The sequence below is a fragment of the Niallia tiangongensis genome, assembly GCF_044704065.1.
GTDB classification, from domain to species: domain Bacteria; phylum Bacillota; class Bacilli; order Bacillales; family Cytobacillaceae; genus Niallia; species Niallia tiangongensis.
On record NZ_CP162613.1, the window covers coordinates 909,905 to 929,610 of the forward strand.

Annotated in this window: 16 protein-coding genes and 2 pseudogenes; 15 read left to right on the plus strand and 3 right to left on the minus strand. The window is 35.6% G+C overall.

Features of this window, described 5'->3' with window-relative positions:
* Positions 1–22: 22 nt before the first annotated feature.
* The 8 genes from AB3U99_RS04455 to AB3U99_RS04490 all read left to right on the plus strand — a co-directional run bounded on the left by AB3U99_RS04455 (position 23) and on the right by AB3U99_RS04490 (position 10,624).
* A complete protein-coding gene (locus AB3U99_RS04455; RefSeq protein WP_400245808.1) occupies positions 23–1,855 on the plus strand; it encodes a methyl-accepting chemotaxis protein in 1,833 nt (610 codons plus the stop codon).
* Between the two features lie 167 nt (positions 1,856–2,022).
* Positions 2,023–3,240 (plus strand): MFS transporter, encoded by a 1,218-nt coding sequence (locus AB3U99_RS04460; RefSeq protein WP_400245810.1) that lies wholly within the window; start codon positions 2,023–2,025, stop codon positions 3,238–3,240.
* 126 nt (positions 3,241–3,366) lie between these two features.
* Positions 3,367–3,504, plus strand: a complete 138-nt coding sequence (gene sspO, locus AB3U99_RS04465) for a small acid-soluble spore protein O (RefSeq protein WP_031536143.1) — start codon at positions 3,367–3,369, stop codon at positions 3,502–3,504.
* A 167-nt stretch (positions 3,505–3,671) separates the two neighbouring features.
* Entirely contained in the window at positions 3,672–5,150 is a 1,479-nt protein-coding gene (locus AB3U99_RS04470) for an NAD(P)H-hydrate dehydratase (RefSeq protein ID WP_400245812.1), read from the plus strand.
* Positions 5,151–5,172: 22 nt separating this feature from the next.
* Complete coding sequence (locus AB3U99_RS04475; protein ID WP_400245813.1) at positions 5,173–6,444, plus strand: hypothetical protein; 1,272 nt, start codon at positions 5,173–5,175, stop codon at positions 6,442–6,444.
* 407 nt (positions 6,445–6,851) lie between these two features.
* The gene (locus tag AB3U99_RS04480) at positions 6,852–8,519 is read left to right on the plus strand and encodes a LytS/YhcK type 5TM receptor domain-containing protein (RefSeq protein ID WP_400245815.1); all 1,668 of its coding nucleotides are present in this window, start codon (positions 6,852–6,854) and stop codon (positions 8,517–8,519) included.
* The gene (locus AB3U99_RS04485) at positions 8,516–9,244 is read left to right on the plus strand and encodes a LytR/AlgR family response regulator transcription factor (RefSeq protein WP_400245817.1); all 729 of its coding nucleotides are present in this window, start codon (positions 8,516–8,518) and stop codon (positions 9,242–9,244) included. The genes AB3U99_RS04480 and AB3U99_RS04485 overlap by 4 nt, the downstream gene beginning before the upstream one ends.
* 150 nt (positions 9,245–9,394) lie before the next feature.
* On the plus strand, positions 9,395–10,624 hold the full coding sequence (locus AB3U99_RS04490) for an OFA family MFS transporter (RefSeq protein ID WP_400245819.1): 1,230 nt from the start codon (positions 9,395–9,397) through the stop codon (positions 10,622–10,624).
* Between the two features lie 74 nt (positions 10,625–10,698).
* Here the strand turns inward: AB3U99_RS04490 and AB3U99_RS04495 are convergent.
* A pseudogene (locus AB3U99_RS04495) lies at positions 10,699–11,213 on the minus strand (DoxX family protein).
* A 686-nt stretch (positions 11,214–11,899) separates the two neighbouring features.
* On the opposite strand from AB3U99_RS04495, the gene AB3U99_RS04500 reads away from it, so the two are divergent.
* From AB3U99_RS04500 to AB3U99_RS04530, 7 genes are all read left to right on the plus strand, one after another.
* On the plus strand, positions 11,900–12,556 hold the full coding sequence (locus AB3U99_RS04500) for a 5-bromo-4-chloroindolyl phosphate hydrolysis family protein (RefSeq protein ID WP_400245821.1): 657 nt from the start codon (positions 11,900–11,902) through the stop codon (positions 12,554–12,556).
* The gene (locus AB3U99_RS04505) at positions 12,553–13,689 is read left to right on the plus strand and encodes a toxic anion resistance protein (protein ID WP_400245823.1); all 1,137 of its coding nucleotides are present in this window, start codon (positions 12,553–12,555) and stop codon (positions 13,687–13,689) included. The genes AB3U99_RS04500 and AB3U99_RS04505 overlap by 4 nt, the downstream gene beginning before the upstream one ends.
* Positions 13,690–13,759: 70 nt before the next feature.
* Entirely contained in the window at positions 13,760–13,942 is a 183-nt protein-coding gene (locus AB3U99_RS04510; protein ID WP_400247961.1) for a GrpB family protein, read from the plus strand.
* Positions 13,914–14,222, plus strand: coding sequence for a GrpB family protein (locus tag AB3U99_RS04515; protein ID WP_400245825.1), 309 nt, complete (start codon positions 13,914–13,916; stop codon positions 14,220–14,222). Before AB3U99_RS04510 ends, AB3U99_RS04515 begins: the two co-directional genes overlap by 29 nt.
* 402 nt (positions 14,223–14,624) lie before the next feature.
* Positions 14,625–15,131, plus strand: coding sequence for a CBO0543 family protein (locus AB3U99_RS04520; RefSeq protein ID WP_400245827.1), 507 nt, complete (start codon positions 14,625–14,627; stop codon positions 15,129–15,131).
* Positions 15,132–16,316: 1,185 nt separating this feature from the next.
* On the plus strand, positions 16,317–17,672 hold the full coding sequence (locus AB3U99_RS04525; protein WP_400245828.1) for an IS1182 family transposase: 1,356 nt from the start codon (positions 16,317–16,319) through the stop codon (positions 17,670–17,672).
* A gap of 221 nt (positions 17,673–17,893) precedes the next feature.
* Positions 17,894–18,232: a cupin domain-containing protein gene (locus tag AB3U99_RS04530; protein WP_400245830.1), complete on the plus strand. Its 339-nt coding sequence runs from the start codon at positions 17,894–17,896 to the stop codon at positions 18,230–18,232.
* Positions 18,233–18,589: 357 nt separating this feature from the next.
* Here the strand turns inward: AB3U99_RS04530 and AB3U99_RS04535 are convergent, their stop codons facing one another.
* The gene (locus AB3U99_RS04535; RefSeq protein ID WP_400245832.1) at positions 18,590–19,024 is read right to left on the minus strand and encodes a hypothetical protein; all 435 of its coding nucleotides are present in this window, start codon (positions 19,022–19,024) and stop codon (positions 18,590–18,592) included.
* A 107-nt stretch (positions 19,025–19,131) separates the two neighbouring features.
* Positions 19,132–19,495: pseudogene (locus tag AB3U99_RS04540) on the minus strand (insertion element protein); the annotation flags it as partial.
* Positions 19,496–19,706: the final 211 nt, after the last annotated feature.

Below are 19,706 nucleotides of genomic sequence, written 5' to 3' on the forward strand. Positions count from 1 at the left end.
TCATCAAAGGGGAGAACTTGTGATGGCAAAAATAAAGTTTAAAAAACTAAAAATAGCTGGTCCTAAGAAAGAAAAAAAACCTAAGCAATCTAGCAAGCTTATTGATGGGAAGTTTAAGATTTTTGGTAAGTTTACATTAAATAATAGTAAGCTATATAAGTTAAATAATGTATCGATTGGTTGGAAATATGGATTTACCTTACTGTTTGTTTTTGCACTTTTAACCATTACTACTATTCTAGTAACGACACGTTTAATCCATATTAATAATAGTATTGAGAAATTAAATAAAACCGATGAAAGAGCACTTATCATAACAGAGATGGGTTCTATTACCCGTGAAAAGAGTATTAGTATCTTAAATTATCTCGACTATCAAAACCCTACATATGTGGACGAATATCAAGTGAGTATTACTAAATTTAATGAATATGAAGAAGAGATAAAAAAAGATATTCGAAATTCGGAAGAGCAAGCTTTATTTGATGAAATCGTCGAGCGTGATAAGAATATGAATGAACTGTTCATCGATCAAATTATGCCTGCAATGCAAGCGAATGATCGTTCTGCTATTAATTCCTTAAGCTTAACAAATACAACGATGCGTAATAGAACGATAACGGCTTTAAATAAACTGCAAGAATTGGTACAAGTTAGTCGTACAAAAGCAGCAAGCGATACGGTTGATAGTGCGGCTATTGCGACAAAAACCTTAATTATAGCGATGATAACGGCTCTAATTATCGGTACAGCCTTAATTATCATTATAAGTCGAATCATTTCTCGTAATTTAAAGAAAGTTGTTCAAGTTAGTGATACGATTGCGAATGGTAATTTAACGGCTGAAAACATTAACTATGAAGGCAAGGATGAGATTGGAAAACTTGCTCAGTCGATGAATAAAATGAGTAGTAATCTCCGTATGGTCATCCAAAAGATATCAGAAGTATCGATTACCGTTAACAAACAGAGTGAGAACTTATCTCAATCTACAAATGAAGTGACTGCAGGAAGCCAGCAAGTAGCGACTACTATGCAGGAATTATCATCTGGAGCCGAAAGCCAAGCGAATACGGCAAGTGATTTAGCAGCATCGATGGAATCATTTTCAGGCACAATTGGTGATGCATATACGCAAGGGGAGTTAATTTATCAATCATCTAATAGGGTGTTAGGTATGACGAATGATGGAAGTCAATTAATGGAATCTTCTATTGAGCAAATGATTATTATTAATAAAATTATGAAGGATGCTGTGGAAAAGGTTCGAGGCTTGGATACGCAGTCTCAGGAAATATCGAAGTTAGTTTCCGTCATTAAAGGAATTGCCGATCAAACAAATTTACTAGCTTTAAATGCAGCGATTGAAGCAGCACGAGCTGGAGAGCATGGGCGCGGCTTTGCAGTGGTAGCGGATGAAGTAAGGAAGCTTGCAGAGCAAGTTGCATTCTCCGTCACAGACATTACAAACATCGTAGGAAGCATTCAAAAAGAATCAAGTGTTGTAACTGAGTCGTTGCAAGGTGGCTATGAAGAGGTAATAAAAGGTGCGGAACAAATCAAAACAACGGGTGCAACATTTAATGGTATTAAAAATGCTGTAAATGACATGGCAAATAGCATTGAAGTGGTTTCAGAAAATCTCGCTTCCATTTTAGAAACAAGTAAAGAGATGAATCGTTCTATTGAAGATATAGCGGCTATTTCCGAAGAAGCTGCTGCAGGTATTGAGCAAACATCAGCCTCTGTTCAACAAACAAGTAGCTCGATGCAAGAGCTGGCCGATAGTTCACATGAGTTATCTAATTTAGCAGTAGAGTTAAATGGATTAGTAAAGGAATTTAAAATCAAGTAATGATGGAAAGTTGAGAAACGAAACAAAGTTTCTCAACTTTTTTATGACCTAACTTTTCGGAAAATAAAAATTTCGGGTATAAAAATAAATGGTAGTATGCTATGATGGAGGAAATAAATCTCATTGGCTTGGTATTTGTTGCTGATGTCTTAGGAGAGCGATACTAAATGGAAATTTGGAAGCGGAATTTACTTGTTTTATGGATAGGGGTTTTCTTTACCTCTGCATCATTTAACATGGTAATTCCCTTTTTGCCAATTTTTCTTCTAGAATTAAATGTTCACGAAAACACAGAGATTTGGTCAGGAGTATTGTTTAGTGCAGCGTTTTTTGCAGGAGCATTTGCTTCTCCATTTTGGGGAAGGCTAGCAGATAAATATGGAAGAAAACCGATGATTATTCGAGCTGGATTTGTGCTTTTTGTGGTGTACACCTTAGCTGCTTTTGTTACGAATCCTTATCAATTATTAGTACTTCGAATTCTGCAAGGGTTGTTATCTGGTTTTATTCCTGGAGCAATTGCATTAATTGGAACGAATACCCCTTCTGATAAAACAGGTTATGCTTTATCGATGATTTCCACTGCTTCTGCATCAGGAGGCATAATGGGACCATTGATTGGAGGGGTGATTTCGCAATTAGTTGGAAATCGGCTTTCCTTTGCGAGTGCGGGACTTCTTGTTTTCATTGCAACATTTTTGATCATTTTCTGGGTAACAGAGGATAATTTTTCGCCGAGTAAAGAAAAAGGTTCTGTTAGAAATGACTTGCGAATAGCCTTTTCGAATAAACCCCTTATGCTAGTACTCCTTTTAACAGTGGTCACCTCCTGTTCTATTATGACCATTGAGCCGATTCTTCCTCTTTATATTTTGGAGGTGGGTGGTTCGATGGACAAAGCTTCCTTATTAGCAGGGATTATCTTTTCTCTTCCTGGTATCGCGAGTGTCATCATGGCACCTTATTGGGGGAAATGGGCAGACAAGGTTGGATTTAACCGTATCTTATTTATTGGATTATTAGGTGGGGGACTGGGTACCTTTTCCCAAATAATCTTCAGCAATATTTGGGGCTTCTCGATTACCCGTTTTATTTTTGGCCTTTTCTTCTGTGCTGTTTTTCCGGCATTGAATGGATTAGTTGTAAAATCCACAGCAGAGAATTTCCGTGGCAGAGCCTTTAGTCTTAACCAAACAGCAACTCAACTAGGCGGAATGTTTGGACCGATGGTAGGAGGATTCCTTGGAGGGATTTTCCCTACGCAGTCTGTTTTTATCGTAACAGGCATATTGTTGTTAGTAGCAACAGGAATAGCCTATAAAAAAGGAAATGTGTTTAGAACAACCATAAAGCAAAAGGTGAAAATCGTGACCCACGGAAAATAACAGACAGAGACTTCCAATGCTTTAGATAGCATGATAGGAAGTCTCTTTTTTTGCCGTGAAAATTTCACCATTCAGCTTACATATTTCTAATGGGGCAAGAAAGAATAAAGGATGGAGGTGACAATCATGGCAAAAAATAAAAATAAAAATGCTAAACAAGCAGTGCAGGATGATACATCCCGGCAATTTGATCATGAATTTGCCAATGAGCCATTAACAGCAGCGGAGAAATTAAATAATAAAAAAACAAAGAAAAGACAATAAGCGTAGCTAAAAAGTATCCTTCCAAAAGGGGTACTTTTTTTCTGCTTAATGGGAGGTAAGATTGATTTCTTCTTATAGCAGGAAAATATATGGGGGAAATAGAAGGTAATATCATAAATGATAGGATGATTTCTTCTTGGAAAATTTTTTAGAAAGTGTGGAGAAGGATGGAATATTTACTAAATAGTGAAGAAATGAAAAGATGTGATGAAACAACGATTCAAAAAATTGGCATGCCATCTATGGTGCTCATGGAAAGAGCAGCTCTTTCTGTCGTCGAAGAATTGACTTCCTTTGATTTAACTAGAGTACTCGTTGTATGTGGTTCTGGAAATAATGGGGCAGATGGGTATGCAGTGGCAAGGTTATTGCATTTACAAAATATTAAGGTGGATGTTTTATTTGTAGGCGATGAACAGAAACGAACAACAGAAAATAAACAGCAACAGAAAATAGCCGAGTATTATGGGGTAAGCTCAGTAAAGGAGATAGAGAATAATCCATACACAACGATTGTGGATGCCTTGTTCGGGATTGGGTTATCACGGCCGTTAAGTGGAAAATATCTAGAGATAATAGAGCAAGTAAATCAAGCTGAAGGGGAAATCCTCTCTGTAGATATTCCTTCAGGTATTTCAGCAGATAATGGAAAAGTGATGGAAAACGCCATGAAAGCGACACTAACAGTAACATTTGCGTTTCGTAAATTAGGCCTAGTCCTTTATCCTGGGGCAGAATATGCGGGGAGTATAAAGGTAAAAGATATTGGGATTACGAAAGCAGGATTTGAACGGATATTTCCGAAAATATATACCTATACAAGCGAGGATTTAGAGAGAATTCCGAAACGTCATTCTTATTCTAATAAAGGTACATATGGAAAAATAGTAGTGATTGCCGGTTCTAAAAATATGAGTGGTGCAGCTTATTTTTCCGCAAAGGCAGCTTATAGGATGGGAGCAGGTCTAGTAAGAATCGTGACTCCAGAAGAAAATCGGCAAATACTTCAAACCTTGCTTCCAGAAGCCATTGTAACGACTTATCAAAGAAATCAATTAGAAGGAGACTGGTTAACAGAGGCGATTAATTGGGGGAGTGCCATTGTCATAGGACCTGGAATGGGTGTATCAGAGGAAGCTAAATATTTGTTAAGTAAACTACTTTCCATTAGCAAAGTTCCCCTAGTGATAGATGCTGATGCAATTACAATCGTAGCTAAGGAACCAGAGCTTTTGCACGATCATGGACAAAAAATCATTATGACTCCACATTTAGGAGAGATGTCTCGCCTCACTGGTAAACCAATTCCCGAGATTGCAGATGATATTATCGAAGTAGCAGAAAAATTCGCGGCAGAAAAGAAGCTAACATGTGTATTAAAGGATGCAAGAACAATCGTAACAGAGGGTGCTGGAAATACGTATGTGAATACATCTGGGAATAATGGCATGGCGACCGGTGGTACAGGAGATGTACTAACAGGTGTGATTGTCGGTTTGCTTGCACAAGGGTTAAGCGTTGCAGAGGCAGCGAGGTTAGGTGTCTATATTCACGGCTTGGCAGGAGATGCTGCAGCATCCAAAAAGGGACCTTATGGATTGTTGGCAGATGATGTATGTGATGCGATAAATGAGGTAGTGAGATAAAATAGGGATACGGAGGAAAAGAATGGACGCGCGGATTAAAGAACTAGTAGACTTTACAAAAGATCAATGGGGACTATCGGAATATTATTTAGGAAGGCATCGTTTATTTAGAAGGCTAATGTTGGATGGGGAGACGTTGTATTTCTTAAATATGGAATGGTTTCCTAATATATATGCCGATTGGACAGATGAGGAGGAGAATCCTGAAGGGGCAGCCTCTATTGATATAAACATCCATTCAAAGGAGTTCCACTCAGCTATTTTTGTACAAGGCCTGACCTATGCGGAAAATGGAGTTATTTTTCTAAATAAAGACATAAATGAGATTAAGGATTGGCTCACTGATTTCACTGGGTTAAATATAGAGAAAGATTTTGTTTGCCAGCAAACAGACGAAAGGGAGTTTTACTTTCAGGAACAGTGGAATGGCATTCCATTATCCCCATCTTGTTCGATAAATGTAGAGTTTAATGAAAACGGAGAGCTAACTTTTTATTCGAAAAACGTTAGTGTGTTATCGAAAAAGAAAGATTTGCAAGACGCATTTACATTATCATTATTTAGTATAGGGGATATCGCAAAGGAGCAAGTTGTTTTAGCAAAATTTCCTGAAGCTGATGGTACGATGATCGTATATGGCGTCGAAGAAACGTACATCAGAAACGATCGTAATGGAAGTCTTCCATTTATGCAGGAGCATGGTGCATGTCGAAAAAATGTAAACAAAATCTTGGGATGGGAGGAAGTAAGAGAAGATACTTTTGAACGGGCATATATACAGTGGGGGAATGTGGTGAGTATCGATCAAGCCTATTTGATGGAACCCGATCCAGATTCCTTGCCAATAACGGATGAGGAGGTAGAAAAATCGATACAAGCAGTAATAGCATTTTTGCAAATGAAGTATCCGAATGATTCAGGTAAATGGACACTTACCTATTTATCTCGAGAAAATTCCTATTTGCATGCATACCTAGAGCAAAATACTGCACCAACTCTTTTTCCAGGGAAGTTAATCGTTTTCCTAGATACAGAAGGAAAGGTAGTAAATTATATGGACAAAAAGGAATTATGGGATAATTTGGACGTGAAAGAAGATGAAGCGATTGAGATGAAGGTGAGTAAAGAGGAGGCTTTTGAGAAGCTACAGCCATATTGCACGCTAACTCCATACTATGTGTATGATGCACATGATAAAAATTGGGTACTATGCGGAAAGCTTGACTGTGATTACTTTGTAGATGTAGAAAGTGGAGAAGTCAGTAAGTTAGGTGCGTCTTTCTTTATTAATTAATAAGAAATGATATCCGTCAAATGTGGATTTTAATAGAAGGCACTGTTATAACTGAATGATTATTTTTTTTGTGTTTGAAAAATAAACGGTATAATTCCGTTTAAATGGAAAAATACTCCTATTTCCTTAAAAATAAAGGAGGTTTTTCCGTCTATAGTATCCAAATCCTTGGATTTTGTCTTTTTTAGAGCAGTTAATCGGAATATCTCCGCTTATATCTGCTACTTAAGCTCACTCTATATACATTAACCGGAAATTCTCCGCCTATGATTTCTCATACCTACAAGAAAATCAACAATGAATAATAGCTAAGCCTGATAGAAAAGGAAGTTAGAAATCAATAACTTCATTCGAAATATTTAACACGAACAATCATCAAAGGTTTTTAAACAGAAGGAGGAAGAAGAATGGACTCTTCCCTTGAATTACAAATGCTCATCCAGTTATTTGAACGAGCTGCACTTTTACTTATTACCTTATTTTTTATGACGAGAGTTCCGAAATTTAAAGAAACCTTGCAAAAGGATCATCATTCTCCTACAGAGCTAACGTTAATTACTTTGATATTTTGCGCATTTGCTCTATATGGTACCTATTCAGGAATCCAAGTAGAGGGTTCAATTGTTAATATCCGAACAATTGCAATCATGTCAGGCGGTATCCTGTTTGGCCCATGGGTTGGAATTGTGACAGGGATTGTATCAGGGGTTCATCGTTACTTAATTGATATTGGTGGTGTAACCTCTATCCCTTGTTTAATAACGAGTATTTTGGCAGGGATTGTATCAGGCTACATCCATCAAAAAGTGAAAAAAAAGAGCCGTTGGATTTATGGGATTGTAGCGGGAATGCTATGCGAAATGCTAACGATGATACTTATTTTACTAATGGCAGACCCCTTTGATTTAGGGATAGATATTGTATCCAAAATTGCCTTACCGATGATTCTAGGACAAGTTAGTATCGGGTTAATTGTCTTAATGATTGCTAGTGTAGAAGGGGAAAAAGAAAGAATCGCTGCACAGCAGGCACAGCTAGCTCTTAATATCGCCAATAAAACATTGCCGTATTTCCGTTCCATTAATGCAAATTCCTTGCGTACAATTTGTACGATTATAAAAGAGGATATTCAGGCAGATGCTGTGGCAATAACGGATACAAAGGATGTCCTTGCCTACGTAGGTTTTGGAGAAGAAAAATATAAAATTGGTCAGGAAATTATTAGTGATTTAACGAAAGACACCATTCGAAGCGGAAAGATTACCATTCGAAATAATATCGCTGATCATCATACCCCACAAATTCATTGTTTATTGGTTATTCCGTTGGAAGAAAGAGGCGTTGTAACTGGTACTTTAAAAATCTATTATCGAAAAGCATATACGATTACAAATACGCTCCAAACAATGGCGATTGGCTTAGCGCAAATTATCTCAACACTAATGGAAGTTTCAAGAGTAGAGCAGATGAAAGAAGAAGCAAATAAGGCGGAACTTAAAGCATTACAAACAAAAATCAACCCACATTTCTTATTCAATGCTCTAAACGCGATTGCTTCAACGACCCGTCGTGATCCAGAAAAAGCACGAGAATTAATTATTAATTTATCAGGCTATATGCGTTACAACCTAGAGGTAGGGGAGGAGCTTATTGATATTCAAATAGCCCTGCAGCAAGTAAGAGACTATATCCAAATTGAAAAAGCACGTTTTGGGAATCGACTACAAGTGAACTATGAAATAGATGATACACATATTAAGCTTCCTAGTCTGCTTATCCAGCCGTTAGTGGAAAATGCCGTTGTTCACGGTATTTTAAAGCGCAAGGGACCTGGAATTGTCACGATAGCAGTCAAAGATTTAGGAGAAAAGGTTCGAGTGAGTGTACGAGATACAGGGGAGGGGATTGATCAGGAAGTGATTGATCGCCTCGCAAAAGAAGAGGTATCATCAAAACAAATCGGTTTAACGAATGTCCATCAACGAGTAAAATTAATGTATGGAACAGGCTTGATCATTCGAAGATTAGAGCCAGGTACGGAAGTTTATTTTGACATAACGAAGGAGATAGCATGAAAGCAATTATTGTAGAGGATGAAATTCCAGCAAAAGATGAACTAGAATATTTAATTCAAACTCATAGCAGTATTGAAATTGTTGCCTCATTTGAGGATGGTCTAGATGTGCTTAAATTTTTACAAGCGGAAGAAGTCGATGCCATTTTCTTGGATATTAACATCCCTTCTTTAGATGGAATGTTTTTAGCAAGCAATATTAGTAAATTTGCAAAAAAGCCTTATATCATTTTTACGACAGCCTATAAGGAGCATGCAGCACAGGCATTTGAATTAGAAGCATTTGATTATATTTTGAAGCCATACGAAGAAAAGCGCATTGCGGCGATGCTTGCAAAATTAGAATCAGCATATCAAAGAGAAAGCAAAGGACCAGAAGAGGTCACAACAGAGGTAAATCGCCGTATCAACCTGCGCAAAAATGAAAATATTATTGTGACAGATGTAAATGATATCTACTATGCGGAAGCGAGTGAAAAAGTAACAGTAGTTTATACAAAATCAGAGGAATATATGATGCCAATGAGTATCTCTGATTTTCACGATAAATTGCCGCAGGATACTTTTTTTCGCTGTCACCGTTCTTATACAGTGAATCTTTCGAAAATCCATGAAATTGTGCCATGGTTTAATCATACTTATTTAGTTCGATTAAAGGATATGAAGGCAGAAATACCAGTTAGCAGAAGTAAGGCAAAAGCATTTCGACAACTTATGCATCTGTAATTACCATTCATTCCGAATATAGGGCATTTCATTCTGACACCGGTTTCAAATAGCTTTCAGGCGGTATAATTTAACTATAAATAGAAAGAATAAACAACCTTTTATAGTAGAAAATACTGTTTATAAACCGAGTAGAAAGAGGAGATCGGAATGAAAGAACGAAATGGAAATCGCCTTCTTATAGTTATTGGTACAATTATTGTTCAAATGGGATTAGGCACCATTTATACATGGAGCTTATTCAATCAACCACTCGTTGATAAATATGGATGGGATTTAAGTGCAACTGCAATAACTTTTTCGATAACAAGTTTTGCACTAGCATTTGCTACCCTTTTTGCAGGGAAGATTCAAGATAAATGGGGATTGCGTCGATTAATTGCTATCGCTGGAATTTTCCTCGGTGGAGGATTAATGTTAAGCTCTCAAGTATCGTCTTTATGGATGTTATATCTTGTTGCAGGAGTAATCGTTGGTTTTGCCGATGGTACTGCATATATTACTTCCTTAACGAATTTAATTAAATGGTTCCCTGAGAAAAAAGGATTGATATCCGGTATTTCTGTAGGGGCGTATGGAACTGGTAGCTTAGTTTTTAAATATTTAAATGCTAGCTTTATTGAATCATTTGGTGTTTCAACAGCCTTTTTAATCTGGGGTATTATCGCATTAGCTATGGTAGTGGGAGGATCATTCCTCTTAAAAGAAGCGCAAGAAGTAGAAACAACCACAGCTTTAGCAACTGGTCAAAAGAATTATACTGTGAAGGAAATGCTGAAAACGAAACAAGCATACTTACTATTTGTTATATTTTTTACCGCATGTATGAGCGGGCTGTATTTAATCGGAATTGTCAAGGATATTGGTGTTAGTCTAGCGCATTTAGATGTTGCGACAGCAGCTAACGCCGTTGCGTTAGTAGCCATATTCAATACAATTGGACGTATTATTCTTGGAGCATTATCTGATAAAGTAGGACGAATCAAAGTAGTTTCTGGAACATTGGTAGTAACTGCAGTTGCAGTCACTGTTTTAAATGTAGTGCCATTAAGTTTTCCATTATTCTTTGCCTGTGTAGCAGCAATTGCATTCTGTTTTGGAGGAGTAATTACCGTCTATCCGGCCATTGTCGCTGATTTCTTTGGTCTGAAAAATCAAAGTAAAAACTATGGAATTATCTATCAAGGTTTTGGATTCGGTGCACTGGCTGGATCTATGATTGCAGCAGTACTAGGAGGATTTCATGCAACCTTTACGGTTATTACGGTATTATGTGTGATTTCATTTGTTATTACATTGATTATCGAGCCACCATACATGAAGACAGAACCGAAAGAGAAAAAGACACGCCAGCCTGAATTGGCAAATCGCCTTGGGTAAAAAAGAAAAGTGAATAAAGAAACGAAAAGAAGCCAGTTATGATAATCGTAACTGGCTTCTTCCTATATAATTACTTATGCAATTGCTGTTTCTTTTTTGTGTTTATTATTTCTTCTATTGTTAAATTGATTTTTAATATATGGCATTACGTAACGATCAAGACCGAATTTACCAGCATTTGCACCTGCTACGATTACGAATATTGCTAATAGAATCATTTGTCCATTTGTGCTTACTGTTCCACTAAATAAGAAGGCGAAGTTCATTACCATCCCCATTAATGTTGCGAAGCTTGTGAATATACCAAGGATTAATGCAATCCCTACTAGTACTTCTCCCCATTGAACTAAGAAACTGAATAAATCTGCATTTGGAAGTGCTACATGCTCAAGAAATGTTGCCCACCAGCCTTGTACTGCGGGATGATCTCCTGTGCTACTTGCAATTGCTCCTTGTAGGAAGCCACTTGCGTCAAAGCCGCCACTTGTTATTTTTCATAGCCTGCATGGATAAATTGATAACCAAGATAAATTCTAAATATCGCTAAAATTCCTGCCACCACTTTATTATTTCTTAATAGGTCTAACATTTTACTCCATCTCCTTAAGATTCATTATTAGTTTTTTTATTCGGTTTGTTTGTTCACTATTTCACATTATTTTTACAAGATCTTGTTTGTTTCTTACTACACTTATATAATAACACCATTTCTAACGTAAGAAAGATGTTTGTGATGTAATTCACATTTAGTTCACAAAGTTATGTCTGAATTGTGAAGTACCTTAATTAAGTATGGGCAACATATTCGAAAGGGATTAGACCACTGAAAAACGGCTAGCTAATGATTATTGATAGTAGTCAATTTCTAAACTTAGATGTTGAATCTGTTTTTCGAGTCGTCCCCTCGCTTTTCAAAGACCCTATATATCAATATGTACCTTTTGCAACCCTTGGAAATGATAAACATAAGTCTAACATTTCCGGTTTTTTTCTATCTATTACATTCCATATCTAATCGAAACCTGAAACATATTCCTAGATTTGATAGAATCAAAAGGATCAAATCATTTTTTTATGCTTTTCCACATAGATATAGTTTAAGGGACAGTATAACAAAATACGTCTTTAGTCGTAGACGATATTCCATTTAAAGTCTATAGCAAAAAATAGCCTGTTTACGTTAAAATAGAATTAAATAAAACGTACATTTTTGAAACAAATGTTGATTAGAAACGTATAAAAATTAAAGGAATACAAAGGCAGGAGTCGATTATAGTGAACTCATTTTTAATGTTTTTAGTACGAACAGGCATCTCTTTTCCTGTAGGTGCTTTAACATGGTTAATCAGTTATGTGGGATTTGACCAATATTTCTTCCTTTCCGTTGCATATGGGATAGCAGCAACCGCTGTTACTTATTTTATCTCCGATGGTGTAATCAAACATCAGCTAATGGTAAGGCAAGGATTATCAAGAAAAGAATATAAATTTATCCAGACACAATTAAAGGAAGCGAATGAGAAAATTAGTCGTTTAAATCGACATGTATTTGCCATCCGTCACTTTCCTTCCTTTAAACAAAGAATCGATTTAATGCGTGTAACAAAGAAAATCTATCGATTAACGAAGGAAGAGCCACGCCGTTTCTATAAAGCGGATAAATTCTATTATTCTCACTTGGATTCATTAGTAGAGATTGCAGAGAAATATGCACTGTTATCAGCTCAACCAAAAAAGAACAGAGCATTACAGGCGACTTTAAATGATACAAGAAGAACATTAGAGCAGCTTTCAAGAACGCTAGAAGACGATCTTCATGAAATACTGTCAGATGATATTGATGATTTACATTTTGAATTAGATGTAGTAAAGCACACATCTTTTAAGGAGAAAGACACTGATTTATTAGATGAAAGCAGGCGGCCTAAATGACAGATGAACGAGAAATGAAAACTATAACAGATGATTATTTCTCTGACCCTTTAGGAGAAAGCAATAATTTGTTGTTAAAAAAAGGCGAAACAGCTGAAACTGTTCGCCTTATTGATGTTTTGCCACCAGACAATCAGAAGCGGGCATATGAACTGGCGGCTAAACTTGATCCGACTAATCACCGAATCATGATTTCTTACGGGGCAGAAGCTCAGAAGAAATTGCTTTCTTTTTCTCATATGATGATTGAACATGTACAGCGAAAAGATGTTGGAGAAGTAGGCGATGTTGTAGGCGAATTAATGGAAAGACTAAATGAAATAAATCCAGATGAATTACGTGTAGAGAAGAAAGGATTTTTTCGCAGATTATTTAGTAGGCCATCTAGAAGTGTTCAGGAAGTCCTTTCTAATTATCAAAAAGCGAGTGCGCAAATTGACCGCATGAGTGTTCGTCTCGAGCGCAGCAAAAATGTCCTGACTGCAGACATTCATTTATTAGAGCAATTGTATGAAAACAATAAAACGTATTTCCAAGATTTGAATGTCTATATTGCAGCGGCAGAAATGAAATATGAAGAAATGACTGAAAAGCTTATTCCAGAGCAAAAAAAATTGGCGGAAGAGTCAGGGAATCGAATGAAGCTACAAGAGGTAAATGATTTAATTCACTTTGCTGAATTACTCGAGAAGCGTATTTACGATTTAAAGGTCAGCAGGGAAATTACAATCCAAACAGCTCCACAAATCCGCTTGATTCAACATACGAACCGAACTGTTATTGATAAAATTCAGTCATCAATCATGACCTCGATTCCCTTATGGAGAAATCAAGTTTCCATTGCTTTAACTCTTTTAAGGCAGCGTTATGCGATTGAAACGCAAACGCGAATAAATACAAATCGGGTAGACTCAAATGTAAGAGAGATGGCCACGATCGCGAATGAAAATCGATCAGCGATGCAGGAAATAGAATCATTAAAAGAAACACAGCATAAATTGATGAATTCGTTAGAAGAGACGCTACATATACAAGAAGAGGGTAAGCAGAAACGAAATCAGGCAGAGCAAGAGATTGTTCAAAGAGAAGGTAATTTAAAGCAAGCATTGGATACTGCTAATAATAGGTATTAAAAAAAGCTGGATAAATGGAATAGTTCCTTGGACAAAAGATTGGGTAAAACAATACTATGAAGAAGAAAAAATACTTAAAAATATTTTTAAAGATGAAATTCTTGATATTTACCATATAGGGAGTACAGCTATACCTACAATAGGTTTTGCCAAACCGATTGTAGACATCTTAATTGTTATAAAAGATATTGAAAAAATGGAGTTATACAACGGAAAAATGAAGGTTGTCATTTGGGTATGGGCCAAGAGGTGAAAATGGAATTTTAGGCAGAAGATATTTTCTAAAGGCGAAGGAAAAAAGAACTCACCATTTACATAGTTATCAAGCGGGAGATGGAAATAGTAGGAACAGTTTAGATTTTAAGGAATACTTAATTAAACACCCAGAGGATGCCAAAAGTTACGGGGATTTAAAATTAGCTAATCAGTTCCTGAATGATATCCATAAATATCAAGATGAAAAAGAGTATTTTGTTAATAAATTAGTTGAAAAAGCTATAGATTGGAGGTTAAAAAGAACTTCTTGTTGTTGAGCTAAAGGGTGATTATGTCCAAGATCAGCGGCCAAATATGTTTCTTTTCTTATGTAACAAACGGGGACAGGATAGTGGAAGAAGGATAGCAATAAACGTTTGAAAAAAAAATCGCCGATGAGATTATGGCGTTTTTTTTATTGTTTAGAAGGTAAGGGATAATTAGGAATCAATTCCGAAATAGTTTTTAAACCCTACCTTCCCTAAAGCAGTGATAGTAAATTTCACGTGAATTTTTATTTGGCGTTATCCACTTCAATACCATATACCAGGGCTTTCCTGAAATAAAAGGAAAGCCTTCTTCTTATGTCGCTAAAGGGGCAGGTTAGTGAACAAGACTTTTAATAAATTCCTGTAATTTGGAGAGAATAGGAATACTAATTTTTTTAAGGATGGATCTTATTGTACATTATAATCAATGTTTTCTATTTGATAGCAGCATTTAAATGGGGAGATTGGAGGAATTGGAAACTTTATTATCCGACAATACTCTTCTTAATCATTGGAGATTTTCTATATAACTTTCTCCTCTATAAAAAATCAATGTGGTTGTTTCACGATTTAATCTTACCTAACCATACCATCATTACAATTTTAGCTATGGTTGTATCTTACTCTGCGACCGTATTAATTTACCTAGGGAGGTTTCCAGAGGAATGGAATAAACGCTTCTTATGGTTTTTATTATGGGTAGGAATATACTTATCTGCTGAGTATTTTAACAGTAATTTTGGGTTTATTACATACCATAATGGATGGAATATATTGTGGTCTGCACTATTTACAGGTATTATTTTCGTTATCTTACCAATACACCAAAAAAAACCTTTGTTAGCTTGGATATTATCAATAGTGATAATATTATCGCTGTTTACTATCTTTGATGTGAAAATTAGTGAAATGAAATAAAAAACTACAACGGTATCCTTGGATTGAGTTTGAGAAATTATTTAAACGAAAGGGGGAAAGAACTTAGATCCGGTTGTAATTAGCTGTTTTTATTTAATGAAAGTGGATTAAATAGAAGTTTTTATGAAGTGTTTCACGTAAATTAACGGGTAAGATAATGCAAGAAGAAGTTTAAAAAAGCCTGTATCAATGATTACTTGGTAATCTACGATACGGGCTTTATTTATAGGTAAATAATTCTCCAAATATATATTTAACTACTTGAGGAGTTCTTATTTTATTTGGTTGTTTGATAAGATTTTCTTTATCCTTCTGATCTCATATACAATCCAAATCGTTTGAATGTTAGCTAAAATCCAGCCCGCCAAATGCGAGACAAAAAAGCCAAATGTTATTTTCTTACTTGTAAACATAGCGGAAGGCTTTAATTTCATCAACTCACTTATTTCTTAATTTTTTATTAGAATGCCAACGTTAAAAAAAATAGGATACAGTATATAACCTGTATAAATCGAAAACCTTGTGAAGAAATGTACTTAAAGTAACGGCGGCTTTCCATAAATAAAAGGGAAGCATTTCTTTTGTATCGCTATAGTGCAGCATTCCAGTAATAAGTGAACTTTGCTTATAGTAGAAGAGGGGCAGGTTACTTTAATAAGTTCATCTAAAAATGTACATTTATGGTAAAGTATAGAGAAAAGGGAGTGATTTGTATTGACAGTGTGAAATTATATGCAATTACAATTGTTGAAATAGTAATTTCCTTATTAGTGGGATTTTTCTTGACCGAAATGGTATTAAGCAGAATATATGAAAACTTCGGTATACAGTATTTAGGAAACATTGGCGTTGTTTGGTTTGGATTATCTTTTATATTATTCTGTCTATATACATTGATCCAAACTTATTTAATATCTAAAAAGAGTTCATTACTGAATGGACGTATTAGCTCTCTTACTTTCTGGGTAGTTTTTATTTGGTCTGTCTATTCCGTAATTTCACCTTTTATTAGAGGTGAAATTTAACTAATGGACAGTAAAATTATAGTTTATATATTTGAATCAATTTCATAAATTTAACGCTTAGAGCCTCAAGGTCTCAGAGACACAAAAAAAGGAGTACCTCCCCAAAATGTCGAATTTAGTAAGCACTACACAAACTAATAAGACTGGAGGAAGACTCCCTATGACTATTATACGACAAGGAAGCCTATTTGACCTACAAGAATTATATCATTTAGAACCTACCCAACGGTTTGAAGCTGTTTTTTCTACCATTGACATCGAACCGATCTTCGCTGTGGTAACGAAGAAATCGCGTTTTGGAAGGCCTGTTGGGCTAAACTATGCAGCGATGATTTATTCGCTCATCGCTAGAATTACGGAGCGAATTCCGTTTATTAAGGATTTAGTGAAACGGTTAAAATATGACATGATCTTTCGTCTCGACTGTGGGTTTTTAGTTTCAGACTCTATCCCCTCAGAAGCAGCTTATTCTAGAATGATTACTGTTCTTTGTGAATCCGATGTTCTTGAAAATGTGCAAGGAACACTGCTCCATCAAGCCATTTCAGAAGGCTTTGTGGAGGATGACACAGTTGCCATTGATGCCACGCATGTACTAGCCAAAGATGCAGCACCTCCAAAGGAAGAACAGCCAAAATCGGAACCGAAAAAACGTGAACGTAAATCAAAAGAAGAGCGTGAACAATGGCTTATCGAAAAAGCAGAACAGGAAGCCAACCTTCCACTTTATGACAAGAAAATAGAAGAACAACTAGATATTCCTCTGGATGAACTTCGAGCTGAAATTCCTCAAGATCCTCAATGGGGAATCAAGAAAAACAGCCAAGGAAAAAATGTTTTTTGGTATGGCTACAAAGCTCATTTAGCTGTAGGGACAAAGAGTCAGTATATCTTTCAATCTCTTCTATCTTCCGCTAATTTAAATGATGGAAAAGCTGCAATCCCTTTATTAAAAGGACTTCACGAACACGTTTTGTTTCCTTCCATGCGTTATCAAACAATGGATGCAGGTTATGATTTTGAAGCGATTTATACCCAAATTCATCGAATGGGGCATCAATCTGTGATTGCTTATAATAAGCGGAATGAACCCGAACCTATTGGATTTGATAAGCACTTCGCCCCTACATGTGTTCGAGAGCATTCTTACCGTTACGATAGCTTTGATCATCAGTATGAAACGTTAAAATATACACGTCCAAAAGAGTGTAAAGACTGTCCGTTAGCGAATGATGGTCTTTGTCAGAGAGTATACAAAGTAAAAATCACAACCGATCTTAGAAGATATACCGCACCAGCTCGTGGGTCAAATACTTGGAAAACCATCTTTAAACGACGTACAGCGGTTGAACGAGTAAATGCCTATCTTAAGGGTTATTTCCAGCTCAATAATGTTCGTTATCGTACTGGGAAAAGAGCGAAAGTCCATTTTGATCTCGTGACGCTTGTTTATAATGCTTCCAAGTTAAGCGCAGATAGGATTAACCGTAAGTTAAGTAAGCAACAAGCAGCTTAAAAATTTTATAGGAGATAAAATTCTGTAAGTCTGTGTTTCTTTAAAAGCTCGAATTATGAAATTAACTCATTTAGTTTAAATTAAAGTTTATGAAAAAAATACTTAAATAAAGGGAAGGCTTTTTCTAATGTCGCTAAAGGGGCAGGTTGTTTAAATAAGGTTCCTATTGTACTAACTATCTTGGAGATTAAAATATTTTTAATAAAAGAGGAGTATTTTCTATGAAGATAAGTAAACAACACGCAGAACACTACATATGGGGAGGTATTTGTGATGGATGGCATTTAATAAAAAATAAAGAATTAAGTGTCATTCACGAAAGGATGCCCTGTAACACATCAGAAGTAAGGCATTTTCACGAGCAAGCACGTCAATTTTTCTTTGTTTTATCTGGAATTGCCACGTTAGAGGTCAATGGTGAACGCATAATTTTGAATCCTCAAGAGGGAGTTGAAATAGCCCCTTTAATCCCACACCAAATGATTAATGACTCAAGTGAAGATGTTGAATTCTTAGTAATTTCTCAACCTACCAGTAAAGGCGACAGAAACGTAATTTGATTTGTTATTTAACTAATGGGGAGGTTAGTGTGAAGTAACCTCAGAGTAGTACCATTATTTTCAATGGTACTACGATATACTAAATATAACCTTTGTAAGAAAATTACTTTTGGTTAATTAGATAAAAATATCTGGAGGGAAAATGAGAAAATTCTTTTCGTTTTTATCTGTAATATCAACCTTAATAGGCCTTATTATGTTTATTTCGTTATTTCAGAATGATGAAGAACTTCTTAACACTCTATCATTTGGAACTAATGGAAAGACCTTTTTTATTATGCTAAATCTCTACAACTTTATGGGTTTGCTATTATCAAGCGTTTTTTCATTGAAAAAATTTATTTTCTACCCAATTTATTACTGAATGACGACATTCCCTACATATTGGGCAGTTCCGCTATCCGTATTGAGTGTCACATCAATAACATAACTACCTACTTCTGACGGATAATTAAAATCTAAACTTTTTTCATCTATGTCTATTGTTGTACTCTGTCCATCTTTCCAAAGTAAAACAGTTATACTTTCAAGTAAAAAATCTTGATTGTCAAATTGAACACTATCATTATCTCCAGCTTTAACTACTACTTGTCCTTGTTCATTTGCCAATTCAAAAATGTCGTCAGTTTTAACGGTACCATCTTCTGAAGTATCTCCCTTTGTATCCCAATTGATATTTGCTTCTTTTAACTCTAAATCACTATATGTTAGTGATACAGTCGGAGGTGTATAGTCATAATTTTCTCCTATGCACCCCGATAATAAAAAGGTTAAAAATAACCCTGTAGTCAATTTGTAAATTCTATTCACTCAGCTTCACTCCTGACATGTTTTTCTTCTATAATTCTATACAATTTTTTACAATCTATAAATTTACTTTAACACAAAATATGATTTTCCTATTTTAAATTGAAAATAACGAACGATCTAAGATGAATAATATCTTTTATATCAAAGACTTTATCAGTTAAACCTAACCTTTGTGCAGTAGTGAGTTCTTTACCATCGGCAGATTTATAAGTTTCACAAAAGTTGTAATAGGTTCTAAGAATTGTCAAGGCGTATTGAGCATACTTTGGATTGAAGTTGGCGTAAATATAACTTTTTCCGTTACCCCTTGCAGTCATTAACGGTCTTTCAAAGGATAGACAGCCTTCTACGAATTTGTTGAAAAAAAATATGGGTGGCATTGTCATTCACATTCATTCCTATTTTTGTAATATCCTTCGGTTCAAGAAAAGATATATCGATTGAGCAATCGATGAAGGTTCTTGTGGGTAATATTAAAAATCCAAACGATTATTCTTTTTGCAAAGTCATTCAAATGGTATTCTTTATAAACAGCCATTCTAAATTTTGATAATAAGTTCCAACACCAATTTCTAAAATATCGCAGGTACGACTGATTGGCATTTTATTTAAAAATAATTTTGACAATGGTTATTGTCACTATGTGATTTAAACTGCTATTATA